17 protein-coding genes and 1 pseudogene are annotated in these 21,416 nt (G+C 41.7%); 8 read left to right on the top strand and 10 right to left on the bottom strand.

The genetic code is table 11. The features are described 5' to 3' along the window. Positions 1–137: 137 nt before the first annotated feature. Positions 138–2,264, bottom strand: coding sequence for a serine protease (locus NCWK1_RS27855; RefSeq protein WP_103126929.1), 2,127 nt, complete (start codon positions 2,262–2,264; stop codon positions 138–140). A 235-nt stretch (positions 2,265–2,499) separates the two neighbouring features. On the opposite strand from NCWK1_RS27855, the gene NCWK1_RS27850 reads away from it, so the two are divergent. Further along, positions 2,500–2,769: a hypothetical protein gene (locus NCWK1_RS27850; protein ID WP_103126928.1), complete on the top strand. Its 270-nt coding sequence runs from the start codon at positions 2,500–2,502 to the stop codon at positions 2,767–2,769. 38 nt (positions 2,770–2,807) lie between these two features. Next, a complete protein-coding gene (locus NCWK1_RS27845; RefSeq protein ID WP_222838822.1) occupies positions 2,808–3,191 on the top strand; it encodes a putative toxin-antitoxin system toxin component, PIN family in 384 nt (127 codons plus the stop codon). Positions 3,192–3,348: 157 nt separating this feature from the next. Here NCWK1_RS27845 and hemB read toward each other — a convergent pair whose 3' ends face one another. Together hemB and NCWK1_RS27835 are read right to left on the bottom strand one after the other, a co-directional pair. Further along, positions 3,349–4,329, bottom strand: coding sequence for a porphobilinogen synthase (gene hemB / locus NCWK1_RS27840; RefSeq protein ID WP_096584183.1), 981 nt, complete (start codon positions 4,327–4,329; stop codon positions 3,349–3,351). A gap of 268 nt (positions 4,330–4,597) precedes the next feature. After that, on the bottom strand, positions 4,598–4,939 hold the full coding sequence (locus NCWK1_RS27835) for a DUF4870 domain-containing protein (protein WP_103126927.1): 342 nt from the start codon (positions 4,937–4,939) through the stop codon (positions 4,598–4,600). A 223-nt stretch (positions 4,940–5,162) separates the two neighbouring features. Between NCWK1_RS27835 and prfC the strand changes: the two genes are divergently transcribed. From prfC to NCWK1_RS27810, 5 genes are all read left to right on the top strand, one after another. Further along, positions 5,163–6,791 (top strand): peptide chain release factor 3, encoded by a 1,629-nt coding sequence (gene prfC / locus NCWK1_RS27830; RefSeq protein ID WP_103126926.1) that lies wholly within the window; start codon positions 5,163–5,165, stop codon positions 6,789–6,791. Positions 6,792–7,109: 318 nt separating this feature from the next. Next, on the top strand, positions 7,110–9,320 hold the full coding sequence (locus NCWK1_RS27825) for a M48 family metallopeptidase (protein ID WP_103126925.1): 2,211 nt from the start codon (positions 7,110–7,112) through the stop codon (positions 9,318–9,320). 620 nt (positions 9,321–9,940) lie between these two features. Next, positions 9,941–10,426, top strand: coding sequence for an RNA recognition motif domain-containing protein (locus NCWK1_RS27820; RefSeq protein ID WP_096584168.1), 486 nt, complete (start codon positions 9,941–9,943; stop codon positions 10,424–10,426). Between the two features lie 717 nt (positions 10,427–11,143). Beyond that, entirely contained in the window at positions 11,144–11,764 is a 621-nt protein-coding gene (locus NCWK1_RS27815; protein WP_103126924.1) for a TenA family protein, read from the top strand. 38 nt (positions 11,765–11,802) lie between these two features. Further along, a complete protein-coding gene (locus NCWK1_RS27810; protein WP_096584162.1) occupies positions 11,803–12,153 on the top strand; it encodes a winged helix-turn-helix transcriptional regulator in 351 nt (116 codons plus the stop codon). A 10-nt stretch (positions 12,154–12,163) separates the two neighbouring features. On the opposite strand, the gene NCWK1_RS27805 is transcribed toward NCWK1_RS27810, so the two are convergent. The 4 genes from NCWK1_RS27805 to NCWK1_RS27790 form a co-directional block, all read right to left on the bottom strand. After that, the gene (locus NCWK1_RS27805) at positions 12,164–12,562 is read right to left on the bottom strand and encodes a salt stress protein, Slr1339 family (protein ID WP_103126923.1); all 399 of its coding nucleotides are present in this window, start codon (positions 12,560–12,562) and stop codon (positions 12,164–12,166) included. Positions 12,563–12,667: 105 nt separating this feature from the next. Then, the gene (locus NCWK1_RS27800) at positions 12,668–13,273 is read right to left on the bottom strand and encodes a vWA domain-containing protein (RefSeq protein WP_096584157.1); all 606 of its coding nucleotides are present in this window, start codon (positions 13,271–13,273) and stop codon (positions 12,668–12,670) included. Positions 13,274–13,366: 93 nt separating this feature from the next. Beyond that, a complete protein-coding gene (locus tag NCWK1_RS27795) occupies positions 13,367–13,972 on the bottom strand; it encodes a vWA domain-containing protein (protein ID WP_096584154.1) in 606 nt (201 codons plus the stop codon). A gap of 155 nt (positions 13,973–14,127) precedes the next feature. Further along, positions 14,128–15,447 (bottom strand): Tudor-knot domain-containing protein, encoded by a 1,320-nt coding sequence (locus NCWK1_RS27790; RefSeq protein WP_103126922.1) that lies wholly within the window; start codon positions 15,445–15,447, stop codon positions 14,128–14,130. A gap of 185 nt (positions 15,448–15,632) precedes the next feature. Here NCWK1_RS27790 and NCWK1_RS27785 point away from each other — a divergent pair, with 185 nt between their 5' ends. Then, positions 15,633–16,409: a Uma2 family endonuclease gene (locus tag NCWK1_RS27785; protein WP_103126921.1), complete on the top strand. Its 777-nt coding sequence runs from the start codon at positions 15,633–15,635 to the stop codon at positions 16,407–16,409. Positions 16,410–16,497: 88 nt separating this feature from the next. On the opposite strand, the gene NCWK1_RS27780 is transcribed toward NCWK1_RS27785, so the two are convergent. The 3 genes and pseudogenes from NCWK1_RS27780 to NCWK1_RS27770 form a co-directional block, all read right to left on the bottom strand. Continuing rightward, the gene (locus NCWK1_RS27780; RefSeq protein WP_103126920.1) at positions 16,498–17,622 is read right to left on the bottom strand and encodes a site-2 protease family protein; all 1,125 of its coding nucleotides are present in this window, start codon (positions 17,620–17,622) and stop codon (positions 16,498–16,500) included. A gap of 173 nt (positions 17,623–17,795) precedes the next feature. Beyond that, a complete protein-coding gene (rtcA, locus tag NCWK1_RS27775) occupies positions 17,796–18,866 on the bottom strand; it encodes an RNA 3'-terminal phosphate cyclase (RefSeq protein ID WP_103126919.1) in 1,071 nt (356 codons plus the stop codon). A 497-nt stretch (positions 18,867–19,363) separates the two neighbouring features. Further along, a pseudogene (locus NCWK1_RS27770) lies at positions 19,364–21,416 on the bottom strand (HEAT repeat domain-containing protein); the annotation flags it as partial.

Here is a 21,416-nt window from a genome sequence, read left to right as displayed (position 1 = left end):
ATATTTCTTGGTAATTTTCCAGCACTTAGTATTTACTCAGGTAAAGTTGTCATAATTTCATAGTTTTAATGTGAAATAACTCGTAAGAATTCAGAATTTAAAAGCAATCCAAAATAATACTCATGGTTTTTTGCTTGCTAACGTTGACGTTTTCTAATTGCTTCTATGGTTTGTTGATAAGCTGCTGCGTTTCCTTGTTCTTTATACAAATTAGCTGCCATTTCTAAATCAGTAATACCCCCTTGCTGTTCGCCTAAATCATAACGAGCCAGACCACGATTTTGATAGGCTTGGGCATAGTTGGAGTTGTTGATAATTGCTTGATTATAATCGGCGATCGCTCCTTCTAAGTCTCCCAGATTTTTGTAAACATTCGCTCGATTGTAGTAAGCATAGGCATAATTAGGCAGAAGCTTTAAGGCTTGATTATAATCAGCTAAGGCTCCTTGCAAATCATTGACATCATACTTAGCATTACCGCGATTATTGTAAGCATAGGCATAATTAGGATTAATTTTAATCGCTTGGGTATAGTCGGCGATCGCTCCTTTTTTATTACCTAAATCAAAGTAAACATTGCCTCGGTTATAGTAAGCTTCAGAATTATTAGTATCGCTTTTGATGGCTTGGCTATAATCTGCAAGTGCCTTTTGCTTTTCACCTAAATAATAAAAGGCATTACCTCTACCATTGTAAGCAGCAGAATAGTTAGGATTAAGTTTAATTGCTTGATTGTAATCAGCGATCGCTGCTGAGGAATCTTTCAAATCAGAGCGAGCATTGCCTCGGTTATAATAAGCTTCGGCGTTGTTGGGATTAGCTTTCAAGGCTAAGGTGTAATCAGCAGTTGCGCCTTGTTTATCGCCCAAATAATAACGAGCATTACCCCTACCGTTGTAAGCGGAGGAATGATTAGGGTTGATTTTAACAGCTTGGGAATAATCTGCGATCGCTCCTTGATAATCACCCAAATCATAGCGTATATTTCCCCGGTTATTGTAGGCAAAAACATAATTAGGGTTAATCTTAATCGCTTGATTATAATCAGTTATTGCCCCTTGCTTATCTCCTAAACTAGCGCGAGTATTTCCCCGATTGTAATAAGCTTCCGAATTACCAGGATCAGTTTTAATTGCTAAGTTATAATCAGCCAGCGCCCTCTGTTTATCGCCTAAAGCATAGTGGGAGTTACCGCGATTATTATAAGCAGAAGAATAATTAGGATTAAGTTTCAAGGCTTGGTTATAATCAGCCAACGCCCCTCTTTTATCATCAAAATCATAGAGAATATTGCCGCGATTATAATAGGCAAAGGCATATTCAGGATTAATCTTTATAGCTTGGTTGTAATCTTTTAATGCACCTTGTTTATCGCCTAAATAATAACGGGCGTTTCCTCTGTCATTGTAAGCATAAGAATACTTGGGATTGATGCGAATTGCTTGGTCGTAAGCTTCAATTGCCCCTTTGTAATCACCTTTTTTATACTTATCCCCACCTTGAATATAAAAGTCATCTGCCTTGGGTGTTGTGGGCTGAGGCTGACTGACTGCACCCATCTCAGTTTTTGGTAAGGTGCGTAAAAAAGTATTAATGGGGATGCCTAAATTAAAACCAGTTTTAATAATTACATCAGGATTTTTATCAGAAATTTGGTAGTTCTCGGCGGTGTCGCCTCTACCGTGAATACCTACTAATTCGCCTTTATCATTCAGTACTGGGCCGCCACTCATTCCCGGTAGAGTGTCGTTATTGTAAACTAAAGCATAACCGTCACGCAGCGCTTTAGAAGCATTGGCAGTGATTCGCCCTTCAATGAAATTGTAAATTGAGATAGAAATTGCCGCACTGGGTTGAGGGAACCCCGCAACATAAGATGTTGCACCTTCGCTGATATCATCGGAGTTGCCGATTTTGGCCACAGGATAAGTTTTATTACTGGTAAACTGCCCAATAGCTAAATCTATCCCCGATAGCTTTTTCACCGTGTTGTACTTTAACTCATAACGGCGATCATCGGGAGTGACAACTGCATATTTGTCTGGGTTATCGATAACATGTTTAGCCGTTAACACAGTGTAAGTCTCACCTTCGCGGCGAATAATTACCCCAGAACCAGAACCATTTGGATTTTCAATCAACACCGTCATGGCTTTAGCAATTTTGCTGACTTCGGTTGAAGAAAGCGCGACAGCCATTTGTGGTTGCACAATAGCAACTGAAACTCCAATCAGTGCGGGTGTTAATAGATAGTTAAATTTCATAAATTGTTTTGCTATGCTTGCTGTGAGCAATTGCTTAAAAGTATATTGATAAGTTTTTTATACCACCCAGATGAGACTGAAATGGGCGATTGTTGAATTCTTCTAATAGAGTTTAATCTTTGTTGATATAAGCGGCTGCTTAATTTCCATTCTGGTGAATGATATTGCTATTTTTAGCGGCAGGTAAGGCAATCTTAATCAAGGCTAAAATTTATCAAAGTGGAAAAATTAAACTATGAATACAAATATTGTGGCTAAAGTTACATCTGAAGGAAAGCTAGAAATTCCTCAAGAAGTGTTGATACAACTCCAACCTTTGACAGAATATGCAGTTTCAGTGACAGAAGATGAAATTGTTTTGAAAAAAATTACTCAGCCGAATGTAAATTTAGATAAATTTCTGCAAGACTTAGAAGACTTAGAACCTGATCCTAATCAACCCACGCTCGAAGAAATTAGCGAAATTGTCAAGGATGTCAGACAAGAGTTATGGTCGAACCCATGAGAGTTATCCTTGATGTTAACGTTTGGATTTCAGCTTGATTGTGGGGAGGTGTTCCTGCTAAAACTTTGCGTTTAGCCAGAAATCAGCAAATTAATATCTTTATTTCTGAGTCTTTATTATTAGAGCTAGAAACAACTTTAAGACGTGATAAATTTCAACACCGACTACAACAAAGAGGTTATACAGTAGAAGAGTTGATGTCCGTAGTCAAGAGTTTATCTAATAATTCTCCCACAATTTCTGTAGATGCTCCTCAATTGCGCGACCCAAAAGATAATTTTGTTTTGGCTACCGCTGTTGCGGCGAATGCGGAAGCAATTATTACTGGGGATTTAGATTTATTAGTATTGGTAGCATTTAACGAAATTCCAATTTTGACACCGCAAGATTTTCTCAGTCGTTATTTCCCAGATTTATCATAATCATCTAACGCTCAAACACCAAAACACAAAGAAATAGTTTTAGGACTAACTCCAGAAACGAAAAATCAAGGGTTTGGGAAAGGGTGTAGGTGTTCAAAACCCTTGCACCCATTCTTCACAGACAATCTTTGTGCGTAAGATTTCCACAAAAAGGCACTTACCGCAACCATCTAGCTGCATCTTTGGCATGGTAAGTTAAAATCAAGTCTGCACCAGCCCGCTTAAAGCCAGTTAATGTTTCCATAACTACGCGCTCTTCGTCAATCCAGCCATTTAAAGCCGCAGCTTTAATCATGGAATATTCACCGGAAACGTTGTAAGCTGCCACAGGTAAGTTACTCGCTTCCTTCACCCGCCAGATAATATCCATGTAAGCCAAAGCAGGCTTAACCATGAGCATATCCGCACCTTCGGCAATATCTAATTCAATTTCTTTGATAGCTTCCCGACTATTGCCAGGATCCATTTGGTAAGTTCTTCTGTCACCAAATTGGGGTGTGGAGTCGGCTGCATCCCGGAAAGGCCCATAGTAAGCGGAAGCATACTTAGCAGCATACGACAAAATGGGGGTATCTTGAAATCCTGCTGCATCTAATCCCGCCCGAATTGCCTGGACAAAACCATCCATCATCCCGGAAGGGGCGATGATATCTGCACCAGCTTTGGCTTGAGAAACGGCGGTTTTCTTGAGTAATTCTAAGGTGGGGTCGTTGAGGACTCTGCCTGTTAAATCACCTACTTGTAAGTAACCACAGTGACCATGACTGGTGTATTCACACAAGCAAGTGTCAGCAATCACAATCAAGTCTGGGACTGCCGTTTTTACCGCAGTGGCAGCTTTTTGGACAATTCCGCAATCGTGCCAAGCACCAGTAGCATCAACATCTTTATCTTCGGGAATGCCAAATAAAATAATGGCGGGAATGCCTAAGTCATAAACTTCTTTGGCTTCTTCCACTATTTTGTCTACCGAGAGTTGATAAACTCCCGGCATGGATTTAACTTCCTTGGCTATGCCTTCGCCTGGGACAGCAAACAGTGGATAAATTAAATCGTTGGTGGTGAGGATGGTTTCACGTACCATCCGGCGCAGTTGGGGATGGCTACGCAAACGACGGGGACGTTGTATGGGAAACATAATTTTTTGTCAAGGAAACGATGTAATGGACACAAGTCAAAGCGGCACAAAAGTAGAGAAAAACTCTACTACTGTCAGACAAACTACAATACAGTGCTTAACTGTCCTTTGCCCTACTCTTGATGAAGCTGTGGGGCAATTTTGTATTCTACAACTAGGTTGGTACTTAACTAGCATTAAAACAAGGTATTAAAAATCGGGCTGGAAAAAGTACTAAGTTCTGAACGAAAAATAGATCTTTTTCATTCATTATGGTAGATGCAAAGAGTTATAAGACGCGGAAGATGAAGGGATAGCGAAAGGGTTGGTCTGGATTGGTAAGTACGCTGGCGATCGCCCAAATTGTTAATCCCCAATGCAGCAAATAGCCAATACCAATTAAGGGAAATAACAAACCTAAAGTTATCCAAATCAATGCTGTAATAATGATTCCATAAATCCAAACATTAAAGTGAAAATTAATGGATTCTTTGGCATTTTCTAGCACTACCGGATCATTCGCAATGAATAGCATAGCGATCGGTATGCCAACTGACACAAAAGTCGTACTGAAAAAAATCGCTCCATGACACAAGGCAGATAAAATCTTGCGCTTATCTGGGTCGTACATACTTCTCTCCTTTTAGAGACTAGAGACTAACATTTTTTACTCAGCACTCAGCGAGAACTTGCGTGCGCGGGTTCCCCGCGTTGAGCAAAGTTCGGTGACTCAGCACTTATCACTATGTTGAACCTATCACGAGCCTCGTTGTTTTAAGATTAAAAGACTTACTAAAGTAGAGAAAAATTAAGTTAAGTAAAGTAACAAGGTAAGCTATACATTTAGGTCAATTATGTCAACTGAACTTCAGTCAGAACTTCATCAAGCAGTAGAACTGCGACGCAACTTTGCGATTATTTCTCACCCTGACGCGGGTAAAACAACACTCACAGAAAAACTCCTGCTGTACGGAGGTGCGATTCACGAAGCTGGTGCGGTAAAAGCGCGACGGGCGCAGCGTAAGGCTACCTCAGACTGGATGGCGATGGAACAACAACGGGGAATTTCCATTACCTCAACCGTTTTACAGTTTGCATACCGTAACTGTCAGATCAATTTATTAGACACTCCCGGACACCAAGATTTTAGTGAAGATACTTACCGCACTCTCGCCGCCGCCGATAATGCGGTGATGTTAATTGATGCGGCTAAAGGTTTGGAACCCCAAACCCGGAAATTATTTGAAGTATGCAAATTGCGGGGTTTGCCAATTTTCACCTTTGTAAATAAACTCGACCGTCCGGGTAGAGAACCGTTAGAACTGTTAGATGAAATTGAACAGGAACTAGGGTTGCAGACTTACGCCGTGAATTGGCCGATTGGGATGGGCGATCGCTTTAAGGGTGTTTTTGATCGTCAACAACAACAAATTCACTTGTTTGAACGTAGCGCCCACGGTAGTAAAGAAGCTTTGGATACTGTTGTTGACTTGGGTGATGCCACAATTGAACAACTCCTAGAAGCAGACTTGTACTACCAACTCAAAAATGATCTGGAACTTTTAGAGGGAGTCGGCCCGGAACTAGATTTGGAATTAGTGCATCAAGGCAAAATGACTCCAGTGTTCTTTGGTAGCGCCATGACCAACTTTGGCGTAGAGTTATTCCTCAAGTCTTTCCTTGACTGTGCTTTAAAACCAGGTGTTCACAACAGTAGCGTTGGTGAAGTTCCCCCCACTTACCCGGAATTTTCCGGTTTTGTGTTCAAATTGCAAGCCAATATGGATCCAAAACACCGCGATCGCATTGCTTTTGTCCGGGTCTGCACTGGCAGATTTGAAAAAGATATGACAGTCAATCATGCCCGCACAGGCAAAGTTGTGCGTTTATCTCGTCCGCAAAAACTCTTTGCCCAAGAACGGGAATCGATTGACATAGCATATCCAGGTGATGTCATCGGCTTAAACAATCCTGGCGTTTTTGCGATCGGCGATACCATTTACACAGGGCAGAAGTTGGAATATGAGGGGATTCCGTATTTTTCACCAGAACTGTTTGCTACCCTCAGAAACCCCAACCCCTCAAAGTTTAAGCAATTTCAAAAAGGTATTTCGGAATTGCGCGAAGAAGGTGCTGTGCAGATTATGTACTCAACTGATGAAGCCAAACGCGACCCAATTTTGGCTGCGGTGGGTCAGTTGCAATTTGAAGTGGTGCAGTTTCGCCTACAAAATGAGTATGGTGTAGAAACAATTCTCGATTTATTACCCTACAGCGTCGCCCGTTGGGTAGAAGGTGGTTGGGAAGCTTTGAACAAGGTGGGACGTTTATTTAACACCACCACAGTCAAAGACAGTATGGATCGGCCAGTGCTGCTATTCCGTAATGAATGGAATTGCCATCAGTTACTAGAAGACCATCCAAATTTAAAATTAAGCGCGATCGCCCCGGTACTTTATGGTCAATCATCAGTGGAATCTTGAAGAAGCATCCAGAATCTGGAATTCAGAATTCAGTACAAATCCTGAATTTTGACTCCTGACTCTTGAATTCTGACTCCTGAATTCTACTTATCGGGTATAGTTGATGTCCACGGCATCGCGGGGTCGCGTTGTTATATCACCGTGGATCAAAAGTCAAAAGCTAAAAGTGAAAAGTAAAAAGAAAATCTTATATCTAAAACGCGAGGCGCAGCAGTCTAGGTACTGGTGAGCAATTTTGTTCTTCTTTACTTTTGCCTTTTAAATTTTTACTTTTACCTTATTCTGTCAGTTAGCAGAGATTGGAGTGCCAGAATTTCTATGCCTTCATATTCTGAATCATCTTTGGAGGCTGGTTTAACTGCCCTCAAGCAGGGAGATTATCAAACAGCGATCGCTCAACTAGAGCCTGTTGCTAGTAGTAAAGGCAATAGCACTACTAGCTTACAAGCTCGTGTTGGGTTAGTTATGGCCTATGCCCGCACTGGCGAAGCCCGCAAGGCGATCGCCCTGTGCCAAACTCTTAGAGATAGCCAAAATCCCCAAGTCCAAGAGTGGGCAGAACGCGCTTTAACACATTTAACAAAACGTAAAAAAACAAAAAAAGTATCTCCACAAACATCAAAAGAAACGACAAATTCTGGTAACTCATCGACTGTGGTATCAGGACGCATACAACAGTCTGTGCTGGAAAAACCGGCACAGCCAAGTCATTATCAAAATACTTTCATAGAAACGCCAGTAGCATCACAAAATCGGTTTACAGAGTCAGATGGATATACACCGACTCAACGGCTAAATATTTACTGGCGACAAGCAAAACGCGCCAAGGTATGGCAACCTCTACGTAAACCGAAATTACTGCCTTTGCGGTTACAGGCACTCTTCACCATCGTTGCTTTGTTTTGGGTGATGGAGTTTCTCTTGAAGGTAGTAATGGTATCGGTGAATGTAATTTTAGACAAGTTACCGTATTTGGCACCATTGCCGTTTTTCTACCGCGACCCCAAGCTGGTGGTAATTGGTATTTTGGTGAGTGCGATCGCCCTCTCCCCTTGGCTATTAGATTGGTTACTAACTCGGTTTTGTAGTCAGCAACCCCTATCAAAAGATATCTTGCACAGCCGCAGCAGAGAAACAGCCAGAGTCCTCCAGCGTTACTGTCAGCAAAAACGCTGGCAATTACCCCACCTGCGAATTTTACCCATCAATACACCTATAGCTTTAACCTACGGCAATTTACCCCGCAATGCGCGGATTGTCGTCAGTCAAGGGCTATTAAATCAATTGGCAGATGATGAAATTGCCACTATCTATGCTACCCAGTTGGGACATATTGCCCACGGTGATTATTTAGTCATGTCCTTGGTATTGCTGCTGACTTTGCCGATTTATCGTTTATATCAGCAAATTTCTCAGTGGGGAAACAATATCTCGCCTGGTTTTGGGCAGTTGCCGTTTAATATATTCTCTAGTCTGATTTATGGAATTTGGTGTTTATTTACGGGGACAGCTTTATGGTTATCGCGCTCACGACATTATTATAGCGATCGCCTAGCTGCCGAAATTACTGGTAATCCTAACGCTTTAATTCGGGCTTTCTTGAAAATTGCGATCGGCATTGCCCATGATATTCAACAAGTACAACACACCAATTGTCAGCTAGAAAGTCTAAATCTCCTTATGCCGATCAGCTACCAACAAAGTCTATCTTTGGGTAGTATTGCTGGTCATATTGCCTTTGAATCAGCCTTGATGTGGGATCATATCAATCCCTATCGTCGCTGGATGGCAATTAATAATAGCCATCCGTTAATGGGTCAGCGTATTCAATGGCTGTGTCAAATAGCTCGTCACTGGCACATAGAAACTGAACTCCATCTGGCCAACGAACAGTTTATTAAAACTACACGTCAATCCTTCTTGCTGCAAATCGCGCCTTTTTTAGGTATTCCCATAGGTTTTGGGTTTGCCGGCTTGATTTGGTTGAGTTGGCAAACTGCTTTCAGCCTCAAATTTTTGAACTTGAAATGGATTTATGAAGATTGGAATTTTGTCAGTGGTTGCCTACTGATTGGTTTTAGCATTGGTTTAGTAATTCGGATGAATGCTTTTTTTCCAAATCTCAAAACTGCTAATTACCAAGCTAATGAAAGTTTACCTAACCTGTTAGCTAATCCATCTGCCATCCCCATAGATAGTACTAGTGTCTGTTTGGTCGGCCAATTGTTAGGTCGCCCTGGCACAGCAAACTCTTTGGCACAAGATTTTATCTTACAGTCCAGCAATGGTTTGGTGAAATTACACCACGTTCCTTGGTTATGCTTGGGGCAGAAAGTCCATCTTCCAGATTTGATCGGACGGCAAGTTACTGTCATCGGCTGGTTCCGTCGTGGTGCAACGCCTTGGATAGATATCCAGTCTGTACAAACTCAAACTGGCACCACCCTTTATAGTCCTCACCCCATTTGGTCTACCATTTTGGCCATAGCCGCACAGGCTTGGGGTGCGTACATTTTTCTTCTAGGTTAGTTAATGGTCAATGGTTAATGAGTTAAAAAGCCAGAAGAAAATTGTTGACTATGGACTCTGTACTATGTTGCAACATTTCTTTACAAATGTTACATTTATTAACAATATTCTGAGCAACCAGCATAACTTAAGCATCCTAGCTTAGTAACTGCTTACGCCAATCCATCTTTTTATCCTCCCAACACAGCAGCTAGACCAGCCATTGGCTGGTTTTTGTTTCAAATATCCGTTCTTGAGAAAAAAATGTATTTTATGTTACTATTGATTCACCATATAATCGGAAATGTGTGTTCTGAACTAGCTACGTAGAAGATACCGTGATAATGTAGGGAATGGTGTTGAATTCTGCGGGCAAGGACATCAAAAAAATGTTTACTGTGGCAGACAGTAGGCTAATAAATTTACAAATTTTAGAATTAAGGTGGTATTAACTGAGCGTTGTATGCGCTTTTGTAATATACAAGCTTTATCCAAACGAAAAACTGTATTGTATAAGTTGACAGTTTGGAGTCAAAAAAATTGGTTGATGGCAAATTTAATCAAAAGCATCTATTTAAAAGCCAAAACCAAGTGATTGTTCTCTTGCCTTGCTACGTTCATTAAACTCTGGAGGTATAGTCATGTCCGTTCGCCTATATATAGGCAATTTGCCAAAAGAAGAAATAGATCGTCAAGACCTGCAAGCAGTTTTTGCGGCAGAAGGCGATGCTGTTACCACAAAACTAATTAAAGACCGGAAAACTGGTAAATGTCGTGGTTTTGGGTTCTTAACCGTCAACAATGACGAACAAGCTGATCAAATTATTGAAAAATATAATGGTCAGATGTTCAAAGATACCCCAATTAAGCTAGAAAAAGCATTGCCCCGCACCAAGGGTGATGAAGGCGAAGAGCAAGCGCCTAAAGCGGCTGCACATAGCAATCCTACTCCTAGCAGCAATAAAGAAAGCAATCGTCGGGACAAAGGCTCTAAGAAGTCTAAACGCAGCAGTGGTGGGCGCGAAAGTAGCACATCAACTGACTCAGATGCAATTCGTCCAGATCCCCGTTGGGCATCGGAACTAGAAAAGCTCAAGCAGATGTTAGCAGCACAAACCACCAATTAAGACTAGCAAGGAGAAATTAAAAATTAAAAATCAACTTTCTGGTTTTTAATTTTTAATTGTCCATGAGTCTTGCTCGACTAAATCAAAGATTACTGGCAGCTATGATTGACAAAGTGTAAACCCATAGCGGTGAGTTAATATGTTGGGCGGTTTTCCCGATTTGTAGAGGCGCTTTGGTGCAGCTTCTCAAAGAGTAGCAACTGCTGTGATTAAGGTAGTTGACTAAAAAACAAGTTATATAGTGGCATTTTTGTATATTTTAAGCACATAAGGGCAGAATTATACAGATATGTCAAACTATGACAACAATTGCATATTTTACCGCCAGATGCGATCGCCTTGGTTCAACTTAACTAAGTGTGTCTAGATCTTCCAGAGTTCCGAACGCCAGCGTGAGGAACATTTATATTCTCAAACTAGTAGAGGCGTAGCTATACCACGTCTTTACTAGTTTTGTTTATAGAAAATAATCTGATCAACAAAAGTTAAAACAGTGTTGCGTATACATTGTGAAGTGAGATAAATACTTGTAAAAATTACTATGGAAATATTACTGAACTGCTAAAGCAGTTGATATAGAGGCAGGTAAGCTTTCTGCCTCCTTTACTATATGAGCAAGTAATCGCTTTAACTACAAAAGATCAAGGATGTAGAGCTACATAGCTTGATAGTCAGCTAGGATCAATTTAAGAATTTTTGGCTACAAGCTCCAGACTAATGACTTTATCCAATGAATTGTGGGTAGCTAATCAAGATTTAGGGCAAGCTTGTCTAGAGCATCCTTTTGTGCAAGGTATCGCTGATGGTAGTCTTGAACCAACCAAATTTGCTTACTATATAGGACAAGATGCTTTCTTTTTAGAAGCTTTCGCCCGTGCTTATAGCATCGCCGCAGCTAAAGCACCAGACTGGAAAGGATTTACCATATTTCACAACTTAGTTAGTGGAGTTTTAGCGGAGTTACAACTACATCAAGGTTATGCAGCCAAGTGGGGAGTTGATTTGCGCTCAGTAGAACCAGGCGCAGCTACCCGGCGTTATACAGATTTTTTGTTAGCCACAGCTTGGAGTAGCGATGTTGGGATAACTGCGGCGGCGATGTCACCCTGTATGCGGCTGTATGCCTTTTTAGGAGAACGATTAGCTTGTAATGGGATTCCTCATCATCACTATGCAGATTGGATTATCACCTACAGTGCTACAGATTTTCAACCACTCACACAACAATTAGAAACTTTGGTGGATAACTACGCCACTAATAACGCTTTAGTTCATTCAACTTACCGTTACGCTATGCTTTGCGAACGGGAATTTTTTCAAGCTGCGTGGATAATGTAGCAAGTTTATTATTCTTCACCTCCACTAATAAAGTCACTATGAAAGCAGAAGCAGAAAGCGATCGCAGGCTAACTTGTGAAGTAGAAACTACCCTGAAGGTAATTGGCGGACGCTGGAAAGTTTTAATTATTAGGGAATTAATCACTGGTGTAAAACGCTTTGGTGAATTGCAACGAGCCTTACCAGGAATTACCCAAAAGATGTTAACTCAGCAACTGAGAGAAATGGAAGAAGATGGGATAGTACATCGACAAGTTTATGCTCAAATACCTCCCAAGGTAGAATATTCACTCACGCTATTAGGAGAAAGTCTGAAACCTATTCTCTATGCGATGCACGACTGGGCTGTTGAACATTTATCTCATATCAACAACCAACACAAACTGTAAAATATATTATTTAGTTATTTTGTAAATACTCAATTGCTGCTGCTAATTTTGAGGGGTAGCCTTCAGCAAAACTTTCAAACCATAATCCTTCTGGTGACAGAGGATCTAATTTTTTCAACCATTCTTTTGCTTTTTTTTGCAAAACTTCTAATTGTTGAGCTTTGATTTTTTCTTGTTGAATGCGTTCTTGTTCGCGTTCTTGTTGTCTTTGCAACTCCTCAATGGCGGCTTGTTCTTCAACATCAGCTTTTACTTCCGCCAAAATGTTATCGATGATAGATTGTGATTTAGATGGTGTGGAAATGAATGGTGAGATTACATCTGGTTTAGATTGTTGTGGTGTAGGTGCGGGTTTTGCTGGATCATATTCCGCTTTGATTTGAGCTAAAAGTTTATCAATAGAGTCCATTTTTGTTCGTTGATTGTGATAGCGATCGCTCTAATGAATAATTAACCGCAGATGCACGCGCATCAAATCGAGAAACTATGAGAATAACATTGTTGGGTTTTTAAACTAATCGTTAATGGCGTTGAGCAAAACTTCTGACAAACTTAAATCTTCCATATCTTCCATTGTAATGGTGTCGCAGATATCGAATTTTGCTCCAGCGCTTTGCAATTCATCATCTAATACTTTGAGAAACCGAGTAGCTTGTTGATCTGAACCGACTTGAATAAAGGAAATTGCTAGTTCTTCATCTTTGTCCATCCGCCGAGAAGCTTCAATAATTACGCGCATAACTGCTTTGCGGTCATCTGGTTCACCATCAGTTACTACTAAAATTGTTTCTCCGTTTGGCTTTGTTTGACCAGAAGACTTACGTTGAAAATAATCATCCGTAGCGTGTTTTAAGACTGCGGCTAAGTCTGTAGTTCCTGATGGATCATTTTCTTGGAAAATTTGGGTAACTTTACTAGTAGTGACATTTTCATAGCGCTTAAATCTTCCCGAAAATACATAAACAGTAATCCCATCGGGATCAAATTGTTCACACTTACTAGCTAAAGCTAAAGTAGATTCTTGGGCTGTAACCCAGCGGCTTCTACCGCCTTTTTGGTCTGGGGTTGCCATGCTGCCACTTTTATCAATAATTAAAGTATAATCTCGGTTGTCAAGCATAATAAATTTCTCCAATTAGTTATTGGTTATTTGTTAATAAACTCTATTGATTAACTATTGACCATTGACTATTGACTTTGGACTATTGACTGATCAATCTGTAATTGCATTCATCAATACATCTGCAAGACTCATATCTTCTAAATCTTCTAAAGTGATGGTATCGCAGATATCAAATTTAGCGCCGACACCTTGTAATTGATCATCTAAAGCTTTGAGAAACTTAGTTGCTTGAGCATCTGAGCCTACTTGAATGATAGATATTCCTAATTCTTCATCTCGCTCCATTTGACGAGTTGCTTGGATAATTACTTCAAATACTGCTTTGCGATCATCAGGTTCACCATCGGTAATAACTAATATAGTTTCACCATTGGCTTTGGTTTTACCTGCGGCTTTACGTTGAAAATAATTATTAGTTGCATCCTGGAGGACACCAGCTAAGTTGGTGGTACCTGCGGGGTCATTTTCGAGGAAAATCTGGGCTACTTTAGCTGAGGTTACATCATCATAACGTTTGAATTTGCCAGAAAATACATAAACTGTAATGCCATCTGGGTCAAATTGTTCACATTTTCGGGCTAAAGCGAGAGTAGATTCTTGAGCTATCTCCCATCTACTTCTACCACCTACCTGGTCAGGTGTAGACATACTACCGCTTTTGTCCAGGATTAATGTATAGTCGCGATCGCTCATCATAATTTTCCTCTAAATTTCTACCCTGTGCTAAATCTAGTCTAATGACGAAAAAGCACAAATACCAATGCTTTTAGATATAAGTCAAACTACGTAACATAAGTTTTAGATATTCTCGGCATTGAGTGAATGTTGAATAGACTCAATGCCTGTCTAATCTAGCGAATTTCTGCTAAATCAAGCCACTCATCATAAGATGAATCATATCCCTGGTAATGCACAAAGTATTGCTGACCACGAATTTCCTCAATTGTGGCACTATACCATTCTTCGTTTTCTTCATCCCAGCATTTTACTTTTTGACCAACTGCAAATCCATTATCATCAGATGATTCTAGGGCGCGAATCCGAATCGCATCTTCACCAACCCACTCATCAGAAGATGAACCATAGCCAACATAATTAATAAAGAATTGGTCATCTTTAATTTTCTGAATTGTGGCTTTGTACCATTCTTCGTCTTCTTCGTCCCAAACTTCTACTGTGCTATTCACGTCATACTGAGTAGGAGTATCTGACTTAGACTTGGTTGCAGATGCAGTATCTTGTTTTTGTGGCTGTTTGGCTTCTTCGGCAATTTCTGCTTTGACTAAAGTATGAGCTTGTAAAATTATGCTGCGGGCAACAGTTTGAATGCCAGTATGCTCAAAATAATTTGTAGTTTGATCTAAGAATGCGGCGACAAAATCTAAATTATCGTCAGCAATCTGCACAAAACTACTTAAACCATTAGCAATAGACTGTGGCGTGATACCTGTCTTGGCGACTAGGTTATTCATCCAACCTTGGACAGAGTTAAAAGCTTGGGAAAGAAAACCAACTTTATCCGCAGGGGTATTACCAGGTAAAGAACTATTGACAGCTTGGAATACAGGATTTTGGGCGATCGCATCATTAGCAGTAGCACCGCCAATAATTTCCTGAATTTTAATCAGAAAGTCGGGGCCTAAAGGTAAAATGCCATCTATACAAACCAACGCAGCCATCCGCATCAGGGAAGCATTTTGATAGTTATTCGCTAAGGTATTGGCGAATTCTTGGGGGTTGGGTTGGGGAATTCCGTTGATTTTGCAGAAGGCGATGATTTCGATAGCAATTTTGAGAACTAAATCAATTGTTTGAGTGACATCGGCTTTGGGCGTAATATTACCTAAAAAAGAGAGAAAGCTGATTTTTTCGCTCACTTTGTTAGCTAAAGCCGCAGTTCCCATTGCTGCATCGGCTTTGTCGATGATTTGATACAGTTTGATGGCTGCTTGATAGCCGTTTTGTGGATCTAGATATATACTAACGGCGCGATCGCGGATTCTTTTAATTACGTTAGCATCTGTTTCGCCAGTAATCGCACGGACTGTATTATCAAAACCCACCAAATTATCCCACTGCCCAGGTGCTACATAATCAAGGGCTTTTAAAACTTTGACAGTAATATTATCGCTGGGTAACTCGTCAACCAACTGAACAATGGTTTTATCCATAAGTAAGTCCTTGTATTGTGAAACAAAACCTTAATTGCTAGAGTTCCCTAACTAGGCATAAAAGTAACTTTGTTTCCCCAGACAAACTCTCTATATCTCTGAATACCTCTTGATTTCAGACATCTAAAAAGCACTGTAAAATATTGGCATTAGTCCCCAAGCCCACAAGCGACATTTTTACCATCATGGTTCTAGCCGCACCCCAGCGCCAAACCCCTGTCGTCACTTGGGAAAAACTCCCAGATGATTTTATTCTGCCCGACGATCCAGTGGAAAATATTCAACAACCGTTTTTAGCAGCAGCTTTAACAGAAGCTTTAGCTACAGCTAATCGTATTCAACCTCAGATGCTAGTTGCATCTAATTTTGGTATCGTCGCCAATATCAATCAAAAAACAGTGGTTAAAGCACCTGATTGGTTATACGTACCAAGCGTTTCACCAGTGGGTACAGGTGTAATTCGGCGTAGCTATACACCCAATATAGAAGGTGAAAACATCGCTGTGGTGATGGAGTTTCTTTCCGACACCGACAACGGAGAATATTCAATTCGTCCCACATTTCCCTATGGAAAACTCTACTTTTACGAAAAAATATTACAAGTTCCTGTCTATGCAATTTTCAATCCTTACGAAGTGAGTTTAGAAGTCCTGCGTCTGGAAAATGGACGATATGTTTTGCAACAACCAACAGAATCAGGACAATTTTGGATTCCTGAATTGGAATTATTTTTAGGAATTTGGCGAGGTACTCGCTTAGAAATGAATATTTGTTGGTTGCGGTGGTGGGATGAAGCAGGTAATTTGTTGCTGTGGAGTTCCGAACAAGCCGAACAAGAACGCCAACGGGCGGAACAAGAACGTCAACGGGCTGATGATGCGATCGCTCAATTAGAAATTGAACGTCAGCGTCAAGCAGTATTATTAGCAAAGCTGCGAGAATTGGGGATAGATCCAGAGTGAAACAATTTTGGCTGAATGCTTTTCCACAAAAAAACTCCCTCAGATTGACTGAGAGAGGGTTGAGAAGGAGTATTGAGTGATGAGATATCTATGCAGGGTGAGTTATAGGTTGACCTTGCAACAGTTGAATAATTGCTGCTTTTTCTAAAATCCCCACCAGAACGCCATTTTCTCGAATTACAGCTAAAGCGGAGAGTTTTTGTTGTTCCAGTAGCTGGATGACTTCTAAGAGGGATTGATCGGATTTGACTGTGTTGGATGCAGCAACTGGGCGCATGATTTCTTGAACTTGAGTTTCTGTCCACTGTGCGGTGGGAATAGTTCGTAGGTCATCTAAAGTCACTGCGCCGACTAATTGTCCTGCATCATCTGTGACTAAGAAGCGTCGCCAGTCTTGCTTGTGCAGAATCTGTTCATCAGCAAATTCTCTTAAGCTGAGGTTTGCAGAGATGATGGGGCTATTGTTTGTTACGACATCTGCGGCGGTTAAGCCATCTAGTTTTTCTTGGACTCTAGCAAATTGGGCAGAATTACCAGCATTTTGCAGTAAGAAGAAACCGATTAACAAGTTCCAAACATTAGCCAAGCTACCAAAGAATACTAGAGGAATTATCCCAGAAGCGATCGCCACCCAACCAAAAACCTGTCCAACTCGGCTGGCAAAACTCACCCCTTTATAAGGATTACCTGTAATTTTCCAAACAAGAGCTTTGAGGATATTACCGCCATCTAAAGGCAAGCCAGGAATCAAGTTAAACAGTGCTAAAGCTAAGTTAACAGAAGCTAAAACACCAAGAATTGCCGCCAGTGGCCCCGATACCGCAGTTGTTACACCCAATATTGTCACGATTCCACATAAGAGTAAGCTGACTAACGGCCCGGCGATCGCAATCCAAAAAGCTCCGGCGGGAGTATTCGATTCTTTTTCGAGATTTGCCAAACCACCAAAGATAAACAATGTAATCGATTTAACATCAATTCCTTGGCGCAAAGCAACAAAACTATGTCCTAATTCGTGGGCGACGACAGAACCAAACAATAACAGCGCTGTCATCAATCCTAGTAGCAAAGCTAACCCCCCAGACAATTGAGGAAATTGGGCTGAAAGTCCACTACTATAGCTCCAGGTTACTAAGCCAAGAACCAAAAACCAGGACGGATGGATGTAAAACGGAATCCCGAAGAGATTACCAACGCGAATTGTGCCATTCATGTCGTTCACCTTTGAAATCTGGCGAGAGATTTATTTTCACCCCTCGATGTCTTTAGTGTAACGAAACGTAACAAATATTAAAATCAACTAAGAGTTGTGCTTACCGTCCTTTAAGGTGTGGTTTACCACTTTTAGATTTTGGATTAAAAATTTAGAATTGCTGAATCAATCTCTCAAACTCTTACTATTTGCGCCTTTGCGTGAGATATAGGTACCACCTTCACAATCTTCTCCACCGCATCCACCATTACCCGCGACAGTCCAAACATCTCAATTACTGCGGCATTAGTTGTCAAGTGCGTACTAACATTTGCTACTTGATATTGACTTTCTTCTGTAGCCAAAGTTGCGGGCAAAATTAACTGATCTCCCAAATGCTCATCTACAGGCGCACCAGTTTGGTGAAAATTCAGCAGTTGTTCGCAAGCGATTTCTGCAACTTTTTCCGATGACATCCGCCACCGCCCAAACCCACCAAATCCCGTCAAACTATTCTCATATTCAGCCGTGAGAAAAATCCCGGCTCCCGGTGCGACACCTTTTTCGCGTAAAGCTTGTACAGAAGCCTTTAATCCTGCTGCACCTAATATTTTCTCAGCCCGGTTAGCCATACGTTGAGGAATATGAGCCGGCAATTGTGTCACCACTGCCAGTCCCCGGACTTGGCGTAAATTCCCTCGCTCTAATAAATCTATGCCACTGAGTTGAGTACCACCACTCACCTGCAATTCTACCTCTCCGCCACCTTGGGGATACCACCCCCATGCACCTAATTTCACAGATGCTTTGATTCCCATACTCTTGAGCATCGGTAGATATACCTGCTCAATATATGTCATGGTTGGGCTAAAGATGACATGAGTTCCACCGCGCAAAGTTACCTGAGAATCACCTTTGGCTAAGGCTAAAGGTAAAAGAATTGTTTGTAAAACCAAAGTAATTGCCCCAGCCGAACCACCTTCTAGCACTTCACTGACATCAAAAGTATAGCTTCCTGCCTGCACTGGGCTACTAGGAATAAATTCCAGCATCATCGAACCCAACGCATCGCCCTGTATTTGAGCCTGACAAATCTTCGCCGCCGCCCGAACTGCTGTGAGGTGTTGTGGCGCTAGTCCTGGCTTTTTGCGTCCGGCGCGAATATTGGCAATGCGAACTGGTTCACCTGTGATAACAGCTAAACTTAAGCAAGTACGGAGAACTTGTCCGCCTCCCTCCCCGTAGGAACCGTCAATGTCAATCATGAGCAGTGTTTAGATGATGGATGTTGGGTTATGCCCAAGTTTTGACAATTAAAGCATAGATGCAAGGAAATAAACACAGGTAAGTCATCGGTGTTTATAGGATATTTTAAAAGTCTGATTTTTGGTAGCTAAAAGTTTTAGATCCCCCTAAATCCATCTTTTTAGGAGGGACTTGAAGAAAATTCCCCCCTTTGTAAGGCTAAGGTGTACACACAAATGTTCGTTGAGTGCATCTGTCCCGCCTCGGAATTCATTCCGAGTCTCATAGCGCAAGTCATCTGAAGATGACTGAACTAAAAATGTATTCCAGTCCACAAAGCGTGGACTTTGGCTTTTCACTAAGATAAATGATCCGAATAATTTCTCCTCCGCCCCTCTGCTCCTCTGCCCACGCCAGTCGCTACAAGTCGGGAAACCCGCCCAACGCGCTGGCTCCCCTACGGTCTATTTGTATCAAACTTAAAGTGAAACGGTATTACACCCCACACCCCTAAAACTCACCGAGTTCGTAACAACTGCACGAAAGTATTACTCACCGTATTGTCTTTAGTATCCGCCGCGTATTGAATCAACTTTTCCCGCAGTTCTTTGGCTGCATCTAAGGGGAGTAAGCTGGCTAACAAAAAATACACACCACGAAAACGGGGGTCGCCCATTCTATCAACTAATAGTGCTTCCGCTGCATCACTGTCTCCGAGGAAGTTCTGCACTAAGAAAAAGTCCATGATTTTGTCGTGGCGGAAGTACCATTCTTTCTTAGCTTCCCCTTTTTCATCTTGCCACTGACGGCTGACGACCATTTTGTATTTCTCGTCTTCTAAAGATTTGACAACTTGATAAAATTCATCGGCGGGTAAGGCTTGTTTATCTTGGAGTCGCATTTCGTAGACGGCGGCGGCGAATTTCTTCAAAGGAAATTCTTGATTCCATTCCTTCAGGTATTCTGCTGCTATTAAATTGTATTGCTGTTCTTGCAGGCGGAATAAGTTGGGATGTTTGCCTTGGGATAGCATCAGTGCCACTACTGTTAAATCCATTGGGTTGGAAAGAATGCGACGGGCTGCTTTTAATTCTTCTTCGGGTTGCTGGGTGGTGAGGACTTCTTTTAAGTAATCTATGCAGGCTATTTCGTAATCTTTACCTTGGACTGTGGCATCTTTGGGCAGTCGCGGCTGGCGGGAAAGGAGAAACTCTTGAATTTGGGATTGTTCTAGGGGTTGCAAGTAATAGGTTTTGGCGGTTGAGGGTGGTGTCCACTCTAGGGGCTGGGTAGTCATAATAATGTTGCCCCGGAAATAGCTTTCCACAAACTGACAGATTTTTGCCCGTGTTTCGGCGGTGACTTCGTTGAGTCCGTCGATGCAGATATCTATCGCACCACTGTAAATCAGGTTTTTGAGAAATCCTGCATCTTGGGCTTGGCCGTGGAGTTTGTCTTGAATGGCTTCAATTACGCCTTTATCGCATTTTTGGGCGGGAAGGTAAACGACAATGCGCTGAGAGTTTGTCAACAGATGGCGCAGAAACATCGACTTGCCTAAGCCGGAATCACCTTGTAAGATAACTTGTCCGTGAATTTTGGGGAGGGCTACGGTAACTGGGAAGATGTCGCCGGAAGCGGGAACTTTGACTTGCGACTGGGGGAAGTATGATTGCTCATGAAAGTTATCTAATCTGGCATCGGCTAACAGGGAAGGTTTGAAGGGTTCAAATAATTTGCGGCGGAAAAACGGAACCCAGGTGAGGAGAAAGCCGACGTAACCCACGCCTAGAATACGTCGTACCCAAGGATTCCAGAAGAAGATGGCTTGGATTTGGGGAAATTTGGGGTAGGCAAAGATGAGGGCAAGCCAAAAGGCGGCGTGAGTGAGGATGGTAATTTTGGCGTTGAAAAACCACTGCCAACCTTTGAGGTTAATTATGACTGATTGCAGTGAGTCGGCTTCGCTGTATCCGGCGTTTTTCAGGTTGTTGTAATGAGTTTCTAGAATAACAATATCTTGTGGTTCCCAAGGGACTTTTCTGGCGACTGCGGCAATTTGCTTGGCTAAGTCTTCTCGTAATCTGGTTAAATCTTGGCTGGGTTGCCAAACGTCGCGGAATACTTCTAGTGTTTTGACAGCTTGAGAGTGTTCTAGCTTATCAGGAGTTTTTTTCGGTCTGCCTAGCCATTTCAGCAAAGTTTTGACTTTTTCATCGCTGCTACCCAGGAAATAAGACCAAAAGCGCCAAAATTCAAAGTTATTGTTATCAGAAAAAGAATCAAAGAATTTCTGATTTGGTTCGTAGACAAAATTTAAAACAACGACAACCTCTTCTAACTTCAGTTGTCTAATGTTTCCTAATGCGGATGCCGCACTGCCACGAACATAGGAGTTCACCTTTTCATCCTTGAGGAGTTGGGCGATGTCAGGCACATAGTGTGCCGCCGCCTGCCCCAGATTACCTAATGCCACTGACGCACTACCACGAACACCGGAGTCCACCTTTTCATCTTTAGAGCGGAAGAGCGTCGGGGGGGCAAAGATTGCAGCCCCCGGCGCTCGCTGT

It is taken from the genome of Nostoc cycadae WK-1 (assembly GCF_002897135.1).
Taxonomy (GTDB): domain Bacteria; phylum Cyanobacteriota; class Cyanobacteriia; order Cyanobacteriales; family Nostocaceae; genus Nostoc_B.
This window is presented reverse-complemented; position numbering and strand designations above follow the sequence as displayed.